The sequence below is a fragment of the Micromonospora avicenniae genome (genome assembly GCF_900156065.1).
In the GTDB taxonomy this organism is placed as follows: domain Bacteria; phylum Actinomycetota; class Actinomycetes; order Mycobacteriales; family Micromonosporaceae; genus Micromonospora; species Micromonospora avicenniae.
Genome location: NZ_FTNF01000001.1, coordinates 180,294 through 199,994 on the forward strand (window position 1 = coordinate 180,294; position 19,701 = coordinate 199,994).

The 19,701-nt window shown below is 71.7% G+C and carries 19 protein-coding genes; 7 read left to right on the top strand and 12 right to left on the bottom strand.

Annotation, left to right across the window (positions count from 1 at the left end):
• Window positions 1-14: 14 nt before the first annotated feature.
• Window positions 15-1,208: a pyridoxal phosphate-dependent aminotransferase gene (locus BXA10_RS00800; protein ID WP_076466618.1), complete on the top strand. Its 1,194-nt coding sequence runs from the start codon at window positions 15-17 to the stop codon at window positions 1,206-1,208.
• Window positions 1,209-1,335: 127 nt separating this feature from the next.
• Here the strand turns inward: BXA10_RS00800 and BXA10_RS00805 are convergent, their stop codons facing one another.
• Window positions 1,336-1,938 carry a PadR family transcriptional regulator gene (locus BXA10_RS00805; RefSeq protein WP_076466619.1) on the bottom strand — a complete coding sequence of 201 codons (603 nt, stop codon included), beginning with the start codon at window positions 1,936-1,938 and terminating at the stop codon, window positions 1,336-1,338.
• Between the two features lie 77 nt (window positions 1,939-2,015).
• Between BXA10_RS00805 and BXA10_RS00810 the strand changes: the two genes are divergently transcribed.
• Both BXA10_RS00810 and BXA10_RS00815 read left to right on the top strand, forming a co-directional pair.
• Entirely contained in the window at window positions 2,016-4,850 is a 2,835-nt protein-coding gene (locus BXA10_RS00810; protein ID WP_076466620.1) for an FtsX-like permease family protein, read from the top strand.
• 3 nt (window positions 4,851-4,853) lie between these two features.
• On the top strand, window positions 4,854-5,600 hold the full coding sequence (locus BXA10_RS00815) for an ABC transporter ATP-binding protein (RefSeq protein WP_076466621.1): 747 nt from the start codon (window positions 4,854-4,856) through the stop codon (window positions 5,598-5,600).
• A 46-nt stretch (window positions 5,601-5,646) separates the two neighbouring features.
• Here the strand turns inward: BXA10_RS00815 and glmM are convergent, their stop codons facing one another.
• From glmM to BXA10_RS00860, 9 genes are all read right to left on the bottom strand, one after another.
• A complete protein-coding gene (glmM, locus tag BXA10_RS00820; protein ID WP_076466622.1) occupies window positions 5,647-7,005 on the bottom strand; it encodes a phosphoglucosamine mutase in 1,359 nt (452 codons plus the stop codon).
• Between the two features lie 116 nt (window positions 7,006-7,121).
• Window positions 7,122-7,586 (bottom strand): 30S ribosomal protein S9, encoded by a 465-nt coding sequence (gene rpsI, locus BXA10_RS00825; RefSeq protein WP_076466623.1) that lies wholly within the window; start codon window positions 7,584-7,586, stop codon window positions 7,122-7,124.
• 20 nt (window positions 7,587-7,606) lie between these two features.
• Window positions 7,607-8,050 (bottom strand): 50S ribosomal protein L13, encoded by a 444-nt coding sequence (gene rplM, locus BXA10_RS00830; RefSeq protein ID WP_018720634.1) that lies wholly within the window; start codon window positions 8,048-8,050, stop codon window positions 7,607-7,609.
• 261 nt (window positions 8,051-8,311) lie between these two features.
• Window positions 8,312-8,605, bottom strand: a complete 294-nt coding sequence (locus tag BXA10_RS00835) for a hypothetical protein (protein WP_076466624.1) — start codon at window positions 8,603-8,605, stop codon at window positions 8,312-8,314.
• On the bottom strand, window positions 8,595-8,882 hold the full coding sequence (locus BXA10_RS00840; protein ID WP_076466625.1) for a DUF6364 family protein: 288 nt from the start codon (window positions 8,880-8,882) through the stop codon (window positions 8,595-8,597). The genes BXA10_RS00835 and BXA10_RS00840 overlap by 11 nt, the downstream gene beginning before the upstream one ends.
• A 198-nt stretch (window positions 8,883-9,080) precedes the next feature.
• Entirely contained in the window at window positions 9,081-9,704 is a 624-nt protein-coding gene (locus tag BXA10_RS00845) for a GTP-binding protein (RefSeq protein ID WP_076466626.1), read from the bottom strand.
• On the bottom strand, window positions 9,685-10,047 hold the full coding sequence (locus BXA10_RS00850) for a DUF742 domain-containing protein (RefSeq protein ID WP_076466627.1): 363 nt from the start codon (window positions 10,045-10,047) through the stop codon (window positions 9,685-9,687). The genes BXA10_RS00845 and BXA10_RS00850 overlap by 20 nt, the downstream gene beginning before the upstream one ends.
• A 111-nt stretch (window positions 10,048-10,158) precedes the next feature.
• Window positions 10,159-10,566: a roadblock/LC7 domain-containing protein gene (locus BXA10_RS00855; protein ID WP_076466628.1), complete on the bottom strand. Its 408-nt coding sequence runs from the start codon at window positions 10,564-10,566 to the stop codon at window positions 10,159-10,161.
• Window positions 10,563-13,601 carry a sensor histidine kinase gene (locus tag BXA10_RS00860; protein ID WP_076466629.1) on the bottom strand — a complete coding sequence of 1,013 codons (3,039 nt, stop codon included), beginning with the start codon at window positions 13,599-13,601 and terminating at the stop codon, window positions 10,563-10,565. The genes BXA10_RS00855 and BXA10_RS00860 overlap by 4 nt, the downstream gene beginning before the upstream one ends.
• Before the next feature lie 447 nt (window positions 13,602-14,048).
• Here BXA10_RS00860 and BXA10_RS00865 point away from each other — a divergent pair, with 447 nt between their 5' ends.
• Window positions 14,049-15,230, top strand: coding sequence for an ABC transporter substrate-binding protein (locus tag BXA10_RS00865; protein WP_076466630.1), 1,182 nt, complete (start codon window positions 14,049-14,051; stop codon window positions 15,228-15,230).
• Window positions 15,231-15,345: 115 nt separating this feature from the next.
• On the opposite strand, the gene BXA10_RS00870 is transcribed toward BXA10_RS00865, so the two are convergent.
• Together BXA10_RS00870 and BXA10_RS00875 are read right to left on the bottom strand one after the other, a co-directional pair.
• A complete protein-coding gene (locus BXA10_RS00870) occupies window positions 15,346-16,203 on the bottom strand; it encodes an ABC transporter permease (RefSeq protein WP_076467283.1) in 858 nt (285 codons plus the stop codon).
• 97 nt (window positions 16,204-16,300) lie between these two features.
• The gene (locus BXA10_RS00875) at window positions 16,301-17,332 is read right to left on the bottom strand and encodes an ABC transporter substrate-binding protein (protein WP_076466631.1); all 1,032 of its coding nucleotides are present in this window, start codon (window positions 17,330-17,332) and stop codon (window positions 16,301-16,303) included.
• A gap of 268 nt (window positions 17,333-17,600) precedes the next feature.
• Between BXA10_RS00875 and BXA10_RS00880 the strand changes: the two genes are divergently transcribed.
• The 3 genes from BXA10_RS00880 to BXA10_RS00890 are packed head-to-tail and all read left to right on the top strand — an operon-like array spanning window position 17,601 to window position 19,638.
• Complete coding sequence (locus BXA10_RS00880; RefSeq protein ID WP_076467285.1) at window positions 17,601-18,386, top strand: ABC transporter ATP-binding protein; 786 nt, start codon at window positions 17,601-17,603, stop codon at window positions 18,384-18,386.
• A gap of 2 nt (window positions 18,387-18,388) precedes the next feature.
• Window positions 18,389-19,342 carry an LLM class F420-dependent oxidoreductase gene (locus tag BXA10_RS00885; protein WP_076466632.1) on the top strand — a complete coding sequence of 318 codons (954 nt, stop codon included), beginning with the start codon at window positions 18,389-18,391 and terminating at the stop codon, window positions 19,340-19,342.
• A complete protein-coding gene (locus BXA10_RS00890) occupies window positions 19,339-19,638 on the top strand; it encodes a cupin domain-containing protein (RefSeq protein ID WP_076466633.1) in 300 nt (99 codons plus the stop codon). The genes BXA10_RS00885 and BXA10_RS00890 overlap by 4 nt, the downstream gene beginning before the upstream one ends.
• Window positions 19,639-19,701 lie beyond the last annotated feature (63 nt).

The window sequence follows — 19,701 nt, forward strand, 5'->3', positions numbered from 1 at the left end:
GTAGGCTGACGGGTGTGACGACGACCGCCGATGTCGATCCGCTGGTGGCCCGGATGCGGCAGTTCGGCACCACCATCTTCGCCGAGATGTCCGCACTCGCCGTCCGCACCGGCGCGGTGAACCTGGGCCAGGGTTTCCCGGACACCGACGGCCCGCCCGAGATGTTGGCCGCCGCCGCCGAGGCGCTGCGCTCCGGGCAGAACCAGTACCCGCCGGGTCCGGGCATCCCCGCCCTGCGCGCGGCAGTGGCGGCGCACCAGCGCCGGTTCTGGGGATTGGAGTACGACCCGGACGGCGAGGTCGTGGTGACGGCAGGCGCCACCGAGGCGGTCGCCGCCGCGATCCTCGCCCTCTGCGAGCCGGGCGACGAGGTGGTGTGCTTCGAGCCGTACTACGACTCGTACGCCGCCGCCATCGCCCTGGCCGGCGCGGTCCGCCGCCCGGTCACGTTGCGTCCGGCCAGCGGTGGCCGGTACGCCTTCGACCCGGACGCGCTGCGTGCGGCGTTCGGGCCGCGTACCCGCCTGGTGCTGCTGAACTCGCCGCACAACCCGACCGGCAAGGTCTTCACCCCGGCCGAGTTGGCCCTGATCGCCGAGCTGTGCCAGGGGCACGACGCGTACGCGGTGACCGACGAGGTGTACGAGCACCTGGTCTTCACCGACGCGTCCGCCCCGCACGTCCCCCTCGCCACGCTGCCCGGCATGCGCGAACGCACCCTGCGCATCTCCTCGGCCGGCAAGACGTTCTCCTGCACCGGCTGGAAGGTTGGTTGGGCGAGCGGGCCGGCGCGGCTGGTGTCCGCGCTGCTCCGGGTGAAGCAGTTCCTCACCTTCGTCAACGCGGCGCCGCTGCAACCGGCGGTGGCGGTGGCGCTCGGCCTGCCCGACGAGTACTTCGCCGGCTTCCGGGCCGGGTTGCAGGCTCGGCGGGACCAACTGGTCGAGGGCCTGAACGACGCCGGGTTCGACGTGCTCGCCACGGAGGGCACGTACTTCGTCACCGCCGACGTCACGCCCCTCGGCGGCGGCGACGGGGTCGAGTTCTGCCGTTCGCTACCGCAGCGCTGCGGCGTGGTCGCGGTGCCTACCCAGGTCTTCTACGACGACGCCGAGGCGGGGCGGCGACTGGTCCGCTTCGCCTTCTGCAAGCGGCCCGAGGTGTTGAGCGAGGCGGTCACCCGCCTGCGTCGACTCGCCGCGAGCTGACCTCCGGGCGCCCCGTTCGCCCGGGCCGCGCATCCGCCGGACGCCCGGCAAGGCGCAAGAGTCCGGGTTTCCGCCGGGCGGGTCGGGCCCAGGCCGCCGGAGCAGGATCTCCGCCCGCGCCGGCGGCTCACCCGGCGATCCGGGTCGGGCCCGACCCCTCCTCGGACGGCTTCGCCGGACGGGCCGCGGCCATCGTGGCGAGCGCCGAACCGCCGTCTGCGAGCAGCACCGACTCCGCGTCGTCGATGAACGCGAGATCCGCCTCCACGTGCCGGCAGGCGGCGGCGAGCAGCAACCCGACCACCGGGTCGTCGGCCTTTCGCCGCAGGCCGTCGAGGTTGCGCAGCTCCCGCAGCAGGTGCGCGCGCTGGTTGCCGAGGACCGTCCGTACGGTTTGCGTGGCCCCCGAGCGGGCGGCGGCGGTCACCTTCAGGAAGAAGTCGTCCCGGAAGCCGCCGCTGCGCGGGCTCGGCTCGCCGAGCCAGCGGTCCAGTTCGGCGCGCCCGTCGTCGGTGATCTCGTAGACCACGCGGTCCGGTTTGGTGGGCTGTTCCTCGCGGTGCGCCACCACCAGCCCGTCCCGAGACAGCCGGTCGAGGATCTGGTAGAGGTGCCCGATGTTCAGCGGGCCCCACTGTGGACCGACCGAGCTCTCGAACTCTCCCTTCAGCTCGTAGCCGTAGCCGGGCCCGTCGGCCAGCATCGCCAGGACCGCGTGCTGGATCGCCATCGTCCCCTCCAATTCCGGTCTTGCATTGTGACAATGTAACGCGCAGAGTGATGGACAGCACAACGGGGAGGCGCGAAATGCTCAGGCTCATCTGGAGGCAGCTTCGTGGCCGTGCGGGACGGTCGGTGGCGCTGCTGGTCGGCGTGCTGGTGGCGACCACCGGGTTCGTGGTCCTGACCGGCGCCACCACCACCTCCCGCCTGGATGTGATCGGCACGGTGGAACGCGACACCAAGGCCGCCTACGACATCCTGGTCCGCCCGAAGGGCACCCGCACGCCGCTGGAGGCCGAGCGCGGGCTGGTCCGCCCCAACTACCTGTCCGGCCACTTCGGAGGCATCACCACAGAGCAGTACGAGCAGGTCAAGGCGGTGGCCGGCATCGATGTGGCCGCACCCATCGCGATGCTCGGCTACTCGACCACCCCGCTCTTGACGCCGCTCGACCTCACCGACGCCGTCGACCGTTCGTTGGACCGCCAGGTCATCCGGGTCGAGCCAGCCTTCGCGGCCGAACGCGGCCTCTCCTCCGCACCCGGCAAGCCCCGGTACGTCTACGTGACCAAACACCCGCTCATCTACCCGCGGCAGGACGTGCCGACCACCTCCGATTCGGTGCGGTACTCCGACGGTCACTCGTACCCCGTACCGCCGGAGTGTCGCGGCCCCGCCGCACGGGAGGTGCTGCCCGGCGGGCGCACCGTTGCCATCTGCAACCCCGGAGAAGGAGTGTTGGGGGCGGTGGGCACCTACTCGGAGCGCGACCACTGGTCGGTGGACGCCATCCGCCTGCTGCCGGACGGCCGGTTCGAAGGCCTGACCGCGCTGGTGACCGACTCGAACAACTACCCCGACCCCTCGACCGCCGACCGGCTCGTCGTGGCGTACCAGCTGACGGTGCCGCTCCTGCTCGCGGCGGTGGACCCGGCGGCCGAGCATCGGCTCATCGGCCTCGCCGACGCGGTGGTGGCAGGACGCGCCCTCCATCCCGGGGACACGGTCAAGGTGACCCCCGACCCCAAGGTTCCCGGGTACGAGGTCCCGGTGCTCGTGACCAGCCGCCCGTTCATCGACGAGTCGCTGACCGCCCGGTTCACCCGGCTCGCGGGGGTCAGCCCGGCCGGCGTACCGGGAGCCGACCTGGAGAAGACGCTGGGCCGGGTCGGCGGGACGCCGGCCGGAGCCGGCCGGTACGACGTAGCCACCGGATATCGAGCCCTGCTCGACAAGGGGATCGCCCAGTTCGGATGCTGTATCGGGCAGTTGCAGCGGATCGTGCAGTCGGCCGACGTGCAGTACGACCGGCTGCCCGACGGGACCTTGCGGGCACGCCCGCAACCGGCCGGCGCGCCCGAGGTGTACGGCGGGACGGGCGCCTTCAACCCGTGGCCCCGCCCCTGGCTCGCCGACGATGTCGGATTCCGGGACGTGCGGCCGCTGCCGTTGGTCGAGGGCTACGACCGTCCGTGGCGCACCTGGCGAGCCGTCGGTGTCTTCGACCCGGGCAGGCTGACCGGGTTCAGCGACCTCGGCCAGGTGCCGCTGGAGACGTACGAGCCGCCGGTGGCGGTGGGCGCCGACGACCGGAGCCGGGCCGCGCTGGGCGGGCAGCCGCTGGAGCCGAGCGGCAACCCGGCCGGGTACCTGTCGGCGCCCCCGCTGCTGCTCACCACCCTCGACAGCGTGCCGAAGCTCCTGGAGCGCGGCGGCGCACCGCAGATCAAGACGCCGATCAGCGCCATCCGCATACGGGTCGCCGACGTTGACGGCTACAGCGATCGCTCGGCCGAGCGCGTCCGGCTGGTCGCCGAGCAGATCGCCGCCCGTACCGGGCTGGACGTCGACATCACGCTCGGCTCGTCGCCGGCGCCCCAGACCGTGGAACTGCCCGCCGGCTCCTTCGGGCGGCCCGCCCTGCGGCTGACCGAGCACTGGTCGGCGCTCGGCGTGGCGTCGATCATCACGCAGGCGGTGGACCGTAAGAGCGTGGTGCTCTTCTTCCTCGTACTGGTGGTCTGTGCGTTGTTCCTCGGCAACGCGGTGAGCGCCGCCGTCCGGGACCGCAGACCGGAACTCGCGGTGCTCGCCTGCCTCGGCTGGCCGGTACGCCGGATCGGGGCGCTGATCCTCGGCGAGGTCGCCGTGCTCGGGCTCGCGGCGGGCGTACTCTCGCTGGCCCTCGCGGTGCCGGTCGGCATGGCGCTCGGCATCGACGTGGACTGGCGGCGGGCCATGCTGGCCGTACCGGTGGCCCTGCTGCTCGCGCTGGCGGCGGGCGCGGTGCCGGCGCTGCGGGCCGCACGCGCCCACCCGGGCGGCGCACTGCGCCCGGTGGTGGCCGGCGTCCGCTGGGTACGCCGCCCGCGGACCCTGGTCGGCCTCGCCGTGACCAACCTGCTCCGCACCCCGGGACGCACGCTCCTCGGCGTCGGTGCCCTGGCGATCGGGGTGGCCGCGCTGACGCTGGTCGGCGCCGCCGCGACCGCCTTCCGGGGCACCATCGTCGGCAGCCTGCTCGGCGACGTGGTGTCGCTGCGGGTGCGCGACGCGGACATGGCCGCAGCCGCTGCGACCGTGCTGCTCGGGGCCGCCGCGGTGGCGGACGTGCTCTACCTCAACATCCGCGACCGGGCCGCCGAACTGGCCACGCTACGTGCGGTCGGTTGGACCGACGCCGCGCTCGCCCGGCTGGTCGGCTACGAGGGGCTGGCGCTGGGCGTCACGGGCGCGGTGACCGGGGCGGCCGTGGGGCTGGGCGGGGCGGCCTGGATGATCGGCACCCTGCCCGCCGAGCTGGTCCTGGTCGCGACGCTTGTCGCGATGGCCGGAGTACTGGTGACGACCGTCGCCGCCCTGGTGCCCACCATCCTGTTGCGTCGCCTGCGGACGGCGCGGCTACTGGCAGAGGAGTAGACGATGAGCGAGCACACCGGCAGCACGGTCTCGGTGGAGCACCTGTCGCGGCGGTTCGGCAGCGGGGCGGAGCAGATCACCGCGGTCGACGACGTCTCGTTGACGATCGCGGCGGGTTCGGTGGTGGCACTGACCGGGCCCAGCGGGTCGGGCAAGTCGACGCTGCTGCATCTGGTCGGCGCGATCGAGCAGCCCGACGAGGGGACCATCACCGTCGACGGGGTGGAGATCAGCGGTCTGCGCCGAGCGGGCCTGGCGCGTTACCGGCAGCGGGTGGGCTTCGTCTTCCAGCGCTACCACCTGCTGCCCGCGCTCACCGTCCTGGACAACGTGCTCGCCCCCGTGCTGCCCCGCCGCGCTCGCACCGACCACCTGACCCAGGCCCGGGAGCTGATCGAGGCCGTCGGCCTGGCCGGACGGGAACGGGCCCTGCCGGCACAGCTCTCCGGCGGCCAGCAGCAGCGGGTCGCCATCGCCCGCGCGCTGATGGGCGGTCCCGGCCTGCTCCTCGCCGACGAACCCACCGGCAACCTCGACTCGACCACCGGCGCACAGATCCTCGACCTGCTGCTCGGCCTGCGCGACCGGCACGGCATGACGATCGTGCTCGCCACCCACGAGCGGGCCATCGCCGCCCGCTGCGACCGGCTGGTACGGCTCGGCGACGGCAGCGTGGTCGAGGACCTCGACCTCACCGAGGGCGAGGACCCGGCGGACACCTTCGACCGAGCCGCCAGGCTGCGGCTCTGAGACGGCGGTCAGGGCAGGACGACTGTCTGTCCGTCCAGGGACGCGGTCAGGAGACCACCGGGCTGGCGGTGCGGACCTGGTCGGCGATCCGCTCGGCGACTGCGCGGGCGGCCGTCTCGGTGGCGGCCTCGACCATCACCCGGACCAGCGGCTCGGTGCCGGAGGGGCGCAGGAGCACCCGCCCGGTGCCGCCCAGCTCGTTCTCGGCCCGCTCGACCTCGGCACGTACGGCCGGCGCGGCGGCGCCGACGGTACGGTCGCCGACCGGCACGTTGATCAGCACCTGCGGGAGTTTGGTCACCACAGCGGCCAGCTCGGCCAGCGAACGCCCGGTGGCCGCCATCCGCGACATCAGGTGCAGGCCCGTCAACACGCCGTCGCCGGTGGTCGCGTACGCGGGCATGACGATGTGCCCGCTCTGCTCACCGCCGAGGGCCAGCCCGGACGCGCGCAGCTCCTCCAGCACGTACCGGTCGCCGACCTTGGTCTCCACCAGCCGGATGCCTTCGGCGGACATCGCCAGCCGCAGTCCGAGGTTGCTCATCACTGTCGCGACGAGCGTGTCGTCGGTGAGCATCCCGGCCTCCCGCATGGCGAGCGCGAGGATCGCCATGACCTGGTCGCCGTCTACCTCGTCACCGTCGGCGGTCACCGCCACGCAACGGTCGGCGTCGCCGTCGTGCGCGATACCCAGGTGCGCGCCGTGCTCGACCACCGCGGCGCGCAACGCCTCGAGGTGGTTGGAGCCGCACCCGTCGTTGATGTTGAGCCCGTTCGGCTCGGCGTGGATGGCGATCACCTCGGCGCCGGCCTCCCGGTACGCGACCGGGGCGACCTCGGCGGCCGCGCCGTTCGCGCAGTCGACCACGACCTTGATCCCGTCGAGGCGGTGTGGCACCGTGCCGACCAGGTGCTGCACGTAGTGGTCGGCGCCGTCGAGCAGGTCGTGTACCCGCCCCACGCCGGCCCCCACCGGGCGGTCCCAGGCCGAGGTGGCGTTCGCCTCGATCGCGGCCTCGATCTTCATCTCGATCTCGTCGGGGAGCTTGTGCCCCCCGGCCGCGAACAGCTTGATCCCGTTGTCCGGCATCGGGTTGTGCGACGCGGAGAGCATCACGCCCAGGTCGGCCTTGGCCTCGGCGGTCAGGAACGCCACCGCCGGAGTGGGCAGCACTCCGACCCGGATCACCGTGGCACCGGCGCTGGTCAGGCCCGCGACAACGGCGGCCTCCAGCATCTCGCCGCTCGCCCGGGTGTCCCGGCCGACCACCGCGACCGGCGGATGACTCCGGTCGGTCTCGGCGAGCGTGTGCGCGGCGGCGACGGCCACCGCGAGCGCCAGCTCGGGTGTGAGATCCACGTTCGCCCGTCCGCGGACGCCGTCCGTACCGAACAACCGACCCATACCCGCCAAACCTCCGATGAAGCGGTCGACAGAGAAGAAGCGAAACGGCCGGCCCACCTCCCGTCGAAAAGGAGGCGGACCGGCCGTCCGTCAGGCGTACAACGCGCGACTGCTGGTCAGCGCTTCGAGTACTGGGGAGCCTTGCGGGCCTTCTTGAGGCCGTACTTCTTGCTTTCCTTGACCCGGGCGTCCCGGGTCAGGAAGCCGGCCTTCTTCAGGGCCGGGCGGTCGTCCGGCTCGTTGACGATCAGCGCCCGGGCGATGGCCAGCCGCAGCGCACCGGCCTGGCCGGTGATGCCGCCGCCACGCAGGTTGGCGATGACGTCGAAGGCCTCCGGCTTCTCGGCGGTCACCAGCGGATCCTTGATCAGCTGCTGGTGCACCTTGCTCGGGAAGTAGGCCTCGAGGTCGCGGCCGTTGCAGGTGATCTTGCCAGTGCCCGGCACGATGCGGACCCGGACGATGGCCTCCTTGCGGCGGCCCACGGTCTGGATCGGGCGGTCTCCACGAGGCGCGCGGGCGACGGGCGCCGGCGCCTCGGTGGCCTCGGGGGCGACCTCGGTGGCGGTGATGTCGGTCATGCTGATTCCTTCGCCCGCGCTCACTGCGCGATCTGCTTGATCTCGAACGGCACCGGCTGCTGGGCGCCGTGCGGGTGCTCGGCACCGGCGTAGACCTTCAGCTTCTTGATGAGCTTACGGCCGAGCTTGTTGTGCGGCAGCATCCCCTTGACAGCCAGCTCGATGGCCCGCTCCGGACGCTTGGTCAGCAGCTCGTCGTAGCCGACCTGCTTCAGACCACCCGGGTAACCGGAGTGGCGGTAGGCGATCTTCTGCTGACGCTTGTTGCCGGTCAGCGCAACCTTGCCCGCGTTCACGATGACGACGAAGTCGCCCGTGTCGACGTGCGGCGCGAAGGTCGGCTTGTGCTTGCCACGCAGCAACGTGGCGGCGTGGGTGGCCAGGCGGCCCAGCACGACATCAGAAGCGTCGATGACGTGCCACTGACGCTCGATCTCACCCGGCTTCGGGCTGTACGTACGCACAGGTCTACCTTGTCTCGTCGTCGGTCTGGGGTCCGCGCGCCGGGTCACCAGGCGCGCACGAACGACCAAGCGTACCTGATGCGGCACGCCTCTGGATGTCGTACAACAGCAGGCAACGATACCCGGCGCCCGGTGGGCTGGTCAAAGCGGGGTCCCGCCCTACGTGCCCGGCGGGAGTCACGGCCCGACCGGAGTCATGACCGGGGACACGCCCGCGGCCGGTTCGCACGGCAGCCTACCCCGCCGGCCGACGGGGTGGGTTCAGAGCTGTTGCAGGATGCGCAGCGCCCGGCCGACCCGGCGCATCGTGTCGATGTCGGCGACGTCCACGCACTCGGTGAACCACTTCTTCATGGGCGAGGAGAGGCGGTCGGGCATCACCACGTAGCCGCCCATGGACACGGCGAGCGGCGAGTCGCGCAGCAGCGCCTGCTCGACCACCTCGGCCACGATCACGATGGGCACCTCGGTGGAGTTGTAGACGTCCGAGCTGATCACCAGTCCGAGTCGTTCCCGGGCGCCCTCGATGCGCCAGACCTCTCCCCTACGCAGCACGCGGTCGCCCGCGGAAGAGCAGGTCGTCGACCATGCCCACCTCACGCGCGTCGGCGAGGGCGGCCGACTCGAAATCCATCCCGGCACGGCCGACGGCCGCGGCGTGCTCGGTGAAGACCTCCCGCAGCGCCTTCTCCCGGGCGGCCTGGTCGATCCACGCGGAGAGCGACATGCCCTCGCGCTTGGCGAACCGGCGCGCCTCCTCGATCGTCTCGTCGGAGAACGACAGCGTCACCTTGGCGGTCATGCCGCTGAGATTACCCACCGGTATGACCATCAGTCATCCGCGCTGGCACAGGTCGGCGAACCGGGCATCGCCGCCCGGGCGGCGATGCCGGGAACGGACCGGTCGAACCGGGCGCCATCGCCGGCCCGCCGGACGACTCGGGCCCGGCCCGACGCGGCAGCGTCGGGCCGGGCGGTCGTACGCCGGAGGCACCCCGCCGCCTCACCCGACCAATGTGAGGAAGCCGCCTCACCCGACCGGTGTGGGGAAGCCCCGGCCCTGCTCGGCCTGGAGCCGCAGCATGGCGTGCTCGGTGACGGTGACCAGGACGTGCTTCACCGAGTCACGCCGCCGGGCATCCGTCATGATCAGCGGCACCTGGGGCGAGATCGCCAGCGCCTCGCGGACCTCCTCCAACTCGTACCGGGGGGCGCCGTCGAAGCAGTTCAGCGCGACCACGTACGGCAGGTTGCGGTTCTCGAAGTAGTCCAGCGGGGCGAAGGCGTCGGTGATCCGGCGGGTGTCGACCAGCACCGCGGCACCCACCGCACCCCGGATGATCTCGTCCCACATGAACCAGAAGCGGGTCTGACCCGGCGTACCGAAGAGGTACAGGATCAGATCCTGGGCCATGGTGATCCGGCCGAAGTCCATGGCGACCGTGGTGGTCTCCTTGCCCGGCACCTTGGACGGATCGTCGATCCCGACGCCGGCCGCGGTCATCACCGCCTCGGTCCGCAGCGGGGTGATCTCCGAGATCGAGCCGACCAGTGTGGTCTTGCCGACCCCGAACCCGCCCGCGATGACGATCTTGGCGGAGACGATCCCGCGGCTCTGCTGACCCCCGGCGGGGTCATAGCCTGCGAAGTCCACTTAGCACCCTTCCAAGCAGTTCCATCCGCTCCTCGAATCCCTCGGCGGGAGCAGCAGTGTTTAGCGTCAGCAGGCCCTCGGCCACCATGTCGGCGACGAGCACCCGGGCGACGCCGAGCGGCATCCGGGTGTACGCGGCGATCTCCGCCATCGACTGCGCCCGGCCCTCGCAGACGGTGGCGATGCGGTGCTTGTCGTGGCCGGCGAACCGGGACTCGGCGGCCTGGGTGGGCGTGGCCATCAGGACCGCCTCCAGGGCGATCTCCTGCCGAGGCTCCGTACGGCCGCGGGTGACCGCGTACGGTCGCACCAGCGCACCGCGCGGGTCACGCCGGGGTTCCATCCGCGATCACCTCCTCTCCGTACCGGCGCCTGGCGGCCCCGGTCCCTTTCCTGTCACGTCGTCTGCGCGCGGCCGTCGCGCCCCAGGGTTGTGAACGCACCGCGCCTGCGGCTACGAGCGCACCGCGTCACGCGGCAGCGGCACCAGCGCGGCTCCGACCCGTTCGACGAGCAGAGCCATCTCGTAGCCGACCTGGCCCACGTCACAGCTGCGGGCGGCCAGCACCGCCATCGACGACCCGTCGCTGATCGACATCAGGAACAGGTAGCCGCTGTCCATCTCGATGACGGTCTGCAGCACGCCGCCGGCACTGAACATCCGGGCGGCGCCCTCGGTCAGACTCACCACGCCAGAGGTGATCGCGGCGAGCTGGTCCGCCCGGTCCGCGGGCAGGTCCCGGGAAGAGGCGAGCAGCAACCCGTCGGCGGACACCGCCACCACGTGGGCGATACCCGCCACGCTGTCGGCGAAGTTGGTGAGCAACCAACCCATGTCCTGAATGGCCGCTGGCCTGTTCATCGGGTCTCCTTGTCGGAAGTGTGGTTCTGGTCCGTGCCGGCCGACCGGCCGCGCTGCACACCGCGGTGGTAGGCCGACAACAGTCCGCGTACGTCGTCCGGGCTGCGCCGGGTGCGTTCCCGGCCGCCGCGGGAGGGTTCGATGCCACCCGGCACGAGCTGTGCCTGCGGCACCCGCTTGGGCAACCCGGAACGGGTGGTCCCGCCGTCCGTCGGCTCGGCCGCCCGGCTGGCGCGCGACCAGCCCTCGTCGGCCGCCGTCCGCCAGGCGTCCGGGGCGGGCGCGGTGGGTGCGGCGGGCGCCGCCTGCGCGGCCGGTCCGGCAGGCGCGGTCGGCGCGGCCGCCGCCGGCGGCGTGTACGAGGGGGGCGGCGGCTGCGACGGAACGGCCGTGTTGCCGACGCCGGGGGTACGGGTGGGCAGCGACGCGGTCGGGGTGGTCACCGCGGACGCCGGCTCGGCCGACGCCCGGGCACCGGACGCGGCGGCCGGCGGTTCGTCGAACTTGGGACGGGCGAAGATGGCCGTGGTGTCGTTGCCGTGTGACCGGAACCAGACCGCCTCCATCTCCCGGAAGATCGGGGCCTCCGCCGTCGGCTCGGGGGAAGCCGCGATCGGTGCCGGGGGCGGCCCGGCCGGTGCGGCCGCGGACGGCATGGCGGGTGGCACCGGCGGGGCCGCCGGCGCGGCGAACGACCCGATCGGCGCCTGCGGGGCGGGCAGGTCGGTGGCCTCGGCTCCCGGCGCACGTCGGGGCAACGGCGTGAGCGTCGGGTGGGCGGCGGTCGGGTTGTCGGCGGCGAGACCGCCCCCGGTGTACGCCGGCCGGGCCGGTGGCGTGGTCATTCCACCGGCGTTGACGATCGGCGCGCTCTCCCTGGCGTCCAGCGGCGACTGCCACGGCGCCGGGGCGGGCGTGCTGGTGCGCCACTGATCGGGCAGCGTGGCCGCCGAGGTGAGGGCCGCGGGCGGTTCGGCGAGCGCGACCGGCGTGTGCGGTGCCCGCTCGACCGCCATCGGCTGACGCGGGCGCGGCGGGGTGAGTGCCTGGTCCCTACCACGCAGGCTGGGCAGCACAACGGTGGAGTTCGGCAGCGTCACCTGCGCGACGGTGCCGCCCTCGACGTTGCGGCGCAACTCGACGCGGATTCCGTAGCGCGACGCCAGGCGGCTCACCACCGCCAGACCCATCAGCCGGAACGCCGCGACGTCGACGGTCGGCGGTGCGGCGAGCCGGCGGTTCAGCGAGTCCAGCTGCTCGTCGGTCAGCCCGAGTCCACGGTCCTCGATCTGGATCAGCACGTAGTCGCGGATCCGGCGGCCGTCGGCGACCACGATGGTGGTCGGCGGCGAGAACCGGGTGGCGTTGTCGAGCAGCTCCGCGACCAGGCGGACGACGTCGTTGACGGCGTGTGCGGCGACCGAGATGTCGGTGTCGACCGTGCCGAACTCGATGCGGTTGTAGAGCTCGACCTCGGACTGGGCGGCGCGGAGCACGTCCACCAGCAGCGCGTCGTCGCGACGCGGCACGGCCGAGTCGGCACCGGCCAGGACCAGCAGGTTCTCGTCGTTGCGGCGCATCCGGGTGGCCAGGTGGTCCAGCTCGAAGAGCTGCGCCAACCGCTTCGGATCCTCTTCGCCACGCTCGATCGCGTCCAGCTCGCCGATCATGCGGTCGACCAGGGTCTGACTGCGGCGGGCCAGGTTGAGGAACATGGCCGAGACGCTGGTACGCAGCGCGGCCTGCTCGGCGGCGACCCGAACCGCTTCCCGGTGCACCACGTTGAAGGCGGACGCCACCTGCCCGACCTCGTCGCGGTTGGACAGGTTGATGGGGTCCCGGACCTGCTGGACGATCTCGTCGACACCGCCCTCGCCCACGCTGCCCATGTTCTGCAGACGCGCCACGGCGTCGGGCAGGTCGTGGTTGGCCACCGAGAGGGCGCCCTCGCGGAGCCTGCGCAGCGATCCGTTGAGCGACCGGGCCAGCACCACGGCGAGCGTGATCGCGATGACCAGGGTCAGCAGGACCAGCACCGACTCGAGCACGGCCTGCCGGATGACGTCCGAACGCAGTTGCTCGGTCTGCGCGACGAGCGAGTTCTCCAACTGCATCTCGGCCCAGCGCATCAGGTCGTTGACCGCACCGATGGCGGAGGTGGCGTCCTGTGCGGTGACCAGCGGACGCTGGCCCACCGAGCGGCTGATGTCGGCCGCCACCCGGTCGGCGAGGCCGACCGCGTCACCGGAGACGGTGCTGTTCACCAGCGCCCGCTTCTCGGGGTCGGCGGCCAGCGAGAAGGCGAGCAGCGCCTCCTGCTGGCTGGTCAGGGTGGCCACGAACGAGGAGAACTGTTCCTCGTCGAGCTGCCCGGCGCTGAGCGCCGAGAAGGCGACCGCCTCCTCCTCGGCCACCGAGGCCTTCGCGCGGGCGAACGCGGCGACGGCGCGGCGGCTGTCGGAGATGCGCTCGCCGCCGGGAAGCTGGGCGAGCCCGTCCCCGTACGCGACCAGGTCGTCGAGGATCACGCCGTAGCGGAGCATCGCCTCGGCGACCGCCATCTGCCGGCGGTCCGCTACCTCCTGGCGGGTGCTGTCCAGCGTGTCCAGGTGGGCGTCGATGGCGACCAGCCGGTCCCGTACCGCCGCCGGCACGTCGCCGATCCGCTTGCGCTCCGCGCGGTACGCCTCGACCCGCTGCTGCGTCTGGCGTACGCGCAGGTTGTACGTGTCCGCCTGCCGCTGCGGGGCGGCCAGGTAGGCCGCCGCGGCCATCCGTTCGAGGTGCAGGTCCTGGGTGAGGGCGGAGACGTCGACGCCGAGCCGGGTCAGTTCCCGGGCCTGGGTGGCCTCGTACGCGCCCTGACCGACCGAGACGAGCCGGACGGCGGCCAGCGCGACCACCGCGGCGACAGGCACCACCAGGATCAGCGCGAGCTTCGACCGGATCCGGACGTCACGCAGTCGGGGCATTCGCCGACGGGCCGGCCGAGCTTTCGCACGGTTTCCGGGCAGGGTCGTCGGTCCGGTGCTCACGACATCGCCTCCGTCGTTTCTTCCACGCCTGAAAGCCCGAACCGTGCCGGGCGCGATGCGCGGCGGCACGCGCGGCACGGCCGCGATTTCATCAGAGACGCTCCTGTTTGGGAAGCCGCAGGCGGGCAGATATGGGTCGCACCGCGCGGAACCCGTGTTCCGGTCAACTGATACCTTCAATTCCGCAAGCCCGTGAACTGGGCATGTAACTCCAGTGTGGTCACACGTGTATGGAACGTGACCGTTTCCAAACGTCGCTTGGCCCCACGATGTGGGACGGCCGTCCCGAAAACGGCGGCCGATGCCCGCGCTTGACCACAGCGCTCGCCGTTGGCAAGGTTTTGCAGGCCTCGTGCACACCGTACGGCACACTCTTCCCGTTTCTCCACTGAGGACGGACTAGCTGCGGCGACCGGGCAGCCCCCGCGCCCGCACCTGGAGGACGACTTGAGCCCCACCCGCTCCACGACCATTGCGGCTCTCGCATCCGTCGTACTGGCCGGCACACTCACGGGTTGCCAGTTCGGCACGGAGAACGCGGCGGCGAGTCCGATCGTGATCGCCGCCGACCTCGAACTCTCCGGCGCCGCCGCTCCCGTCGGGAAGGCGTACCAACGCGCCCTGGAACTGAAGGTCGAACAGCTGAACTCTTCGGGCGCCCTGAACGGCCGGCAAATCAAACTGAAGGTGAAGGACAACCGCTCCGACGCGAGCGAATCGCTGCGCAACATCGGTGACTTCAGCGGCGATTCCCAGGTCAGCGCGATCATCATGGGTGGCTGCAACGAATGCGCGATCGGCGCGGTGCGGACCATCAACGAGAAGAAGATCCCCACCATCGCCCTCGCCACCTCCAGCGCGGTGGCCAACCCGGTGGCGGACCGACGGTACGTGTTCAAGCTCGGCCCGAACGCCGCCGACAGCGCCTCCGCCCTCGCCGGTGAGCTGAGCCGCAAGGGCGTCCGCAAGGTCGCGTTGCTGTACAGCGCGGACGACTACGGCCGCGAGGGGCTCGCCGCCCTGCAACGGGAGCTGGACAAGGCGTCGATCAAGTTGCCGAACAAGGCGGCGGTCAAGGTCACCGACACCGATGTGAGCCAGCAGGTCCAGTCGCTCGCCTCCCGCAAGCCCGACGCGCTGGTCATCTGGACCCCGCCGGAGCAGGCCGCGCTCGCCGCCACGGCATCGAAGCAGGCCCACTTCACCGGCTCGCTCTACTTCGACGCCGGTACCGCCGGAGACCTCTTCCTCGGCGAGTCCGCCCAGGCCACCGAGCGGGCGACCCTGATATTCACCCAGACCATGGCGATCGACGACGTGATCGCCACGACGCCGGCCAAGGCGTCTCGCCGCCAGTGGTTCCAGGACTACACCGCCCGGTTCGGTGGCTACAACGGCGCTTCGTCGTTCGCGGCGGACGCGGTGCAGCTCATCGCGGACGCGCAGATGCGCGCCGGCGGCCCGGCCGACAAGGTGAACCGGGACGGCATCCGGGACGTGCTGGAAACCTCACAGTTGGACGGCCTCTCCGGCCCGATCCGGATGACTCCGGACAACCACTCCGGGCTCATGCCGCAGGCGCTCACCACCCTGGTGGCGCGCAACGGACGGTGGCGCCTCGCCGGGTGAGACGGCGCGGTGTGGTCCGCCGTACCCGGCTCGGGGCGGTCGGGCTCGAACCTCCGCCGGGTACGGCGGACCACACCATGGTGCAGATCCAGGTGGTCGACGATCGATGTAGCGGTCAGCGGCTGCTCGTGGTCTCGCGGACCCAGGGAAGGGCGACGCGCTCGATCACCACAAGAGCGCTGTAGAGCAGGATGCTGGCCAGCGCGACCAGCATGATCGCCGCCCACGCGGTGGCGGTGTCCCCGACACCCGCGTACTGCTGGATGGCGTAGCCCAGGCCACCCTCGCCCGCCTGGAACTCGCCGATCACCGCGCCGATCGCGGCCAGCGGCATGCCGACCTTGAGACCTACGAAGATCTGCGGCAGCGCGGCGGGGAACCGCACCTTGCGGAACGCCTGCCAGCGCGAGGCGTTCCAGGAACGGACCAGCTCGGCGAGGTCGGCCGGCGTGGTGGTCAGGCCGGTCGCGGTGGAGAGCACGATCGGGAAGAAGCAGAGCAGGAAGACCATCGTGAGGATGGGCTTCTGCCCCCAACCGAGGGCGACCACCAGCAGCGGCCCGAGTGTGATCTTGGGCACCGCGTTCACCGCGACGAGCAGCGGGGTGAACATCCGCTCCACCAGCCGGGACGAGGCGAGCGCCAGCCCGAGCAGGATGCCGGCCGCCACGGAGAGCGCGAACCCAATCAGGATCTCCAGCGTGGTGTCGCCGGTGTACTCCAACATCTGGGCCGGCTTGTCGACGAACGCGGTAAGCACGTCCCCCGGAGGCGGCAACGCCGCCGGGTGGACCAGCTCCAGCCGGGCGGCGAGCCACCACACGGCGAGGGCGATCAGCAGACCGACCGCAGGCAGCAGTGCCGCCCCCGCCCCCGCGGCCCGTACCCCGGCCGTCAGGCGTCGACCGGCAATCGGTGCGGTCTCCGCGGTCTTGGGTTCGGTCACCGGCTCGGCCGACCGGACCTCGGTCATGGTCTCCTCCTTCGGGTCGTCCGGCACCGGGCCGGAACGCGAGTCGGGGTGCGCCCCGCCGGAATCCGGCGAGACGCACCCCAGGCCGCTGCGCTGATCAGGCCTTCGGCGTCAGGCTGAAGTCGATGATCTGCTCGGGCGTGATGTTCTGCTTGAGGGTGCCGGCGCCCTGGAGGATCGCGATGCTCTTCGCCACCCGGCCGCTGTCCAGCGTGCCCAGCGCGGTGCCGGAGTTGCTCGACCGCACGTAGCCGGCCATCAACTGCAGCTCGGCGGCCGCCGAGTCGACGTTGGTGGCGGGCACGTTCTTCTGCAGGATCTTCGCCGCCTCCTGCGGGTTGGCCAGGCTGTACTCCAGGCCCTTCATCAACGCGGCGGTGAACTTCTTGACCATCTCCGGCTTCTCCTTGGCGATCTTCGCCGAGGTGATCAGCACGTTGCCGTAGAGGTCCTGCATCACGTTGCTGTACGGCAGCAGGACGGCCTTCTTCTTCGCCACGCCCTCGATGGTGGGCTGACCGACGACGAACTGGCCGATGCCGTCGACCTGGCCGGTCGCCAGCGTCTGGATCAGGGTCTGCGCGTCACCGTTGACCCACTGCACCTTGGCCGGGTCCACGCCGGCCATCTTCGCGTACGTCGGGAAGAGGTTGCGGACGACGGAGCCGGGGGTGTCCGCGAGCTTCTTGCCCTCCAGGTCCTTCGGAGAGGCGATGGCCTTGCCGTCGAGCGTGGCGATGGCGGCCATGGTGCGCTGCTGGATCGCGGCCACCGCGACGAAGTCCTTGGCCTGACCGTTGCCGAGCTGCAGCAGGCCACCGGTCAGGTCGATCGGGCCGAAGTCGGCCTGGCCGCCGACGATGGTCTGGATCACCGCGCCGGTGCCCTGACCGGGCTTGATGTCGACGTCGAAGCCGGCCTCGGAGAAGAAGCCCTTCTCCTTCGCGACCCAGGCGTAGGCGTCACGGCCGAAGTTGCCGAACGAGGTGAGGTAGGTCACCTTCTCCCGGGCTCCACCGCTGCCGCCCTTGGCGTCGTCGGACGAGTCCGAACCGCCAGAGCAGCCGGCGAGCAGGGCGAGGGTGGTGGCCAGCGCGGCCGCGGCGACCGTACGGGTCAGCCTTCTCATCAGTGCACCATGTCCTTTCCGACCGGGGCCGGCCGGCCGCCGGAGGGGTTGTCGCGGGACGCCGACGAACGGGGGGCAGGCCGGCATCACCGTCTAGAGGGGACTCTTTCGCGGGCACAGCGTACGAGAACCCCACCTTCGCGCCGCCAGGCGTGCCGCGTTGCGGTACGGAAACAAACTGGTGTCCACCCCGGACGGTGTGCACGTCACGACGACGGGCTAGCCTGTGGCGGATTTCTGACCGTCCACTCAGGGAGGCGTGCGGGAGATGATCCGACTGTCCGGGGTGTCCCGCACCTTCGACGGCCGCTCCGGCCGGGTCGAGGCACTGCGGGGCATCGACCTCGAGGTGGCCGAGGGCGAGTTCGTGGCGATTGTCGGCCGCTCCGGCTGCGGCAAGTCCACCATGCTGCGGCTGATCGCCGGCCTGCTACCGGTCAGCGCCGGAGAGATCACCGTCGCGGACACGCCGGTCAGCAAGCCCCGGCAGGACATCGCGATGCTGTTCCAGAAGCCGGCCCTTCTGCCCTGGCGTACGGTGCTCGACAACGTGCTGCTGCCGGTCGAGATCTTCGGCTGGAGCCGGGCGAAGTACCGGGAGCGGGCCCGGCAGCTGCTCGACCTGGCCGGGCTCGCCGGCTTCGAGAAGCGCCTGCCGCACGAGCTCTCCGGCGGCATGCAGCAGCGGGTCTCGCTCTGCCGGTCGCTGATCGGCGATCCCCGCGTGATGCTCATGGACGAGCCGTTCTCCGCGCTGGACGCGCTCACCCGCGAGGAGCTCTCCGGTGAACTCCAGCGCGTGCACATGGAGAACGCCTCGACGATCGTCTTCGTCACCCACTCGATCGACGAGGCGGTGCTGCTCGCCGACCGGGTGGTGGTGCTGAGTCCCCGCCCCGGCCGGATCCGCAAGGTCGTCGACGTGGACATCCCCCGGCCGCGCACCCTGGGCCGCAACGCGCACCTCGCCGACGTCGCCCGGGTCAGCGCCGACCTGCACGAACTGTTGATGGAGCGGGAACATTCGATGACCGCCGACGCGAGCGGACAATGACCATGCGGGTGACCGTTTTCACCGAGCCCCACCGGGGCGCCAGCTACGACGACCAGCTCCGCTTCGCGCAGACCGTCGAGGCCTGCGGCTTCGAGGGCTACTTCCGCGCCGACCACTACCAGTCCATGGGCACCGACCCGGGGCTGCCCGGCCCGACCGACGCCTGGCTGACCCTGGCGGCCCTCGCCCGGGAGACCAGCCGGATCCGGTTGGGCACGCTGGTCACCTCGGCCACCTTCCGGTTGCCCGGGCCGCTCGCGGTGATGGTCGCCCAGGTCGACCAGATGAGCGGCGGCCGGGTCGAGCTGGGCATCGGCGCCGGCTGGTACGAGCGGGAGCACATCTCGTACGGCATCCCGTTCCCGCCCGTCGGCGAGCGCTTCGACCGGCTGGCCGAGCAGCTCGAGGTGATCACCGGGCTCTGGCGGACCCCGGTCGGCGACTCGTACAGCTTCACCGGCGACCACTACCGTTTGGTCGACGCTCCGGCCCTGCCCAAGCCGGTGCAGGTGCCCGGGCCCCCGGTCATCCTCGGCGGCCGCGGCCCGAAGCGGACCCCTGAGCTGGCCGCCCGCTACGCCGACGAGTTCAACATGCCGTTCAAGTCCGTCGGGGAGACCGCCCAGGCGTACGACCGGGTGCGCGAGGCCAGCGACCGGGTCGGCCGGACGGAGTCGGGCCGGGCACCGCTGGTGCTCTCCGCCGGCATCGTGGTGGCGGTCGGCCGCACCGAGGCGGAGGTCGAACGGCGCGCCGCGCCGCTGCACGTGGCGAGCGCGTTGCCCCCGGAGGACGCGCTGATCGGCTCACCCGCCCAGCTGGTCGACCGGATCGGCGAGTTCGCCGCCATCGGGGCCACCCGGGTACACCTGCGACTGATCGGCCTCGCCGACCTCGACCACCTGGAGCTGATCGCGAGCGACGTGCTCCCACAGCTGAACGGAGTGGACGGATGAGCGACGGCGTCGAGCTCGGGCCGGTCGGCCAGGAGATCGTGTACGAGAACGACCGGGTCCGGGTCTGGCACATCCGGCTCGAACCGGGTGAGTCGCAGCCACTGCACCGGCACGACCACCCGTATCTGGTCGTGGCCGTCCAGGGCGCGAAGAACGTGGTGCAGACGATCGACGGCACCCGGATCGACGCGGACGAGCCGACCGGCGGGGTGGTCTACCGGGACCCGGGCGCGGTGCACATGCTGACCAACGTCGGGAACACGACTTATCTGGCTCGGCTGGTCGAACTCAAGTAGACGCGCCGGTGCGCCACGGTCACGCTGCGCGGCGTGCCGGTGGCGATCCGGCGCACCAGGTGC

What these genes read in the sequence shown, in the direction of transcription:
- BXA10_RS00805 (WP_076466619.1), bottom strand. Translation starts at nt 1,938, where the DNA reads ATGGCGATCCAGCACGCGGTCCTGGCGATGCTGGCCGACGGGCCCGGC.
- BXA10_RS00810 (WP_076466620.1), top strand. Translation starts at nt 2,016, where the DNA reads ATGCTCAGGCTCATCTGGAGGCAGCTTCGTGGCCGTGCGGGACGGTCG.
- BXA10_RS00875 (WP_076466631.1), bottom strand. Translation starts at nt 17,332, where the DNA reads ATGAGAAGGCTGACCCGTACGGTCGCCGCGGCCGCGCTGGCCACCACC.
- BXA10_RS00890 (WP_076466633.1), top strand. Translation starts at nt 19,339, where the DNA reads ATGAGCGACGGCGTCGAGCTCGGGCCGGTCGGCCAGGAGATCGTGTAC.
- BXA10_RS00855 (WP_076466628.1), bottom strand. Translation starts at nt 10,566, where the DNA reads ATGAACAGGCCAGCGGCCATTCAGGACATGGGTTGGTTGCTCACCAAC.
- BXA10_RS00885 (WP_076466632.1), top strand. Translation starts at nt 18,389, where the DNA reads ATGCGGGTGACCGTTTTCACCGAGCCCCACCGGGGCGCCAGCTACGAC.
- BXA10_RS00840 (WP_076466625.1), bottom strand. Translation starts at nt 8,882, where the DNA reads ATGGTCATACCGGTGGGTAATCTCAGCGGCATGACCGCCAAGGTGACG.
- BXA10_RS00870 (WP_076467283.1), bottom strand. Translation starts at nt 16,203, where the DNA reads ATGACCGAGGTCCGGTCGGCCGAGCCGGTGACCGAACCCAAGACCGCG.
- BXA10_RS00815 (WP_076466621.1), top strand. Translation starts at nt 4,854, where the DNA reads ATGAGCGAGCACACCGGCAGCACGGTCTCGGTGGAGCACCTGTCGCGG.
- BXA10_RS00880 (WP_076467285.1), top strand. Translation starts at nt 17,601, where the DNA reads ATGATCCGACTGTCCGGGGTGTCCCGCACCTTCGACGGCCGCTCCGGC.
- rpsI (WP_076466623.1), bottom strand. Translation starts at nt 7,586, where the DNA reads ATGACCGACATCACCGCCACCGAGGTCGCCCCCGAGGCCACCGAGGCG.
- BXA10_RS00850 (WP_076466627.1), bottom strand. Translation starts at nt 10,047, where the DNA reads ATGGAACCCCGGCGTGACCCGCGCGGTGCGCTGGTGCGACCGTACGCG.
- glmM (WP_076466622.1), bottom strand. Translation starts at nt 7,005, where the DNA reads ATGGGTCGGTTGTTCGGTACGGACGGCGTCCGCGGACGGGCGAACGTG.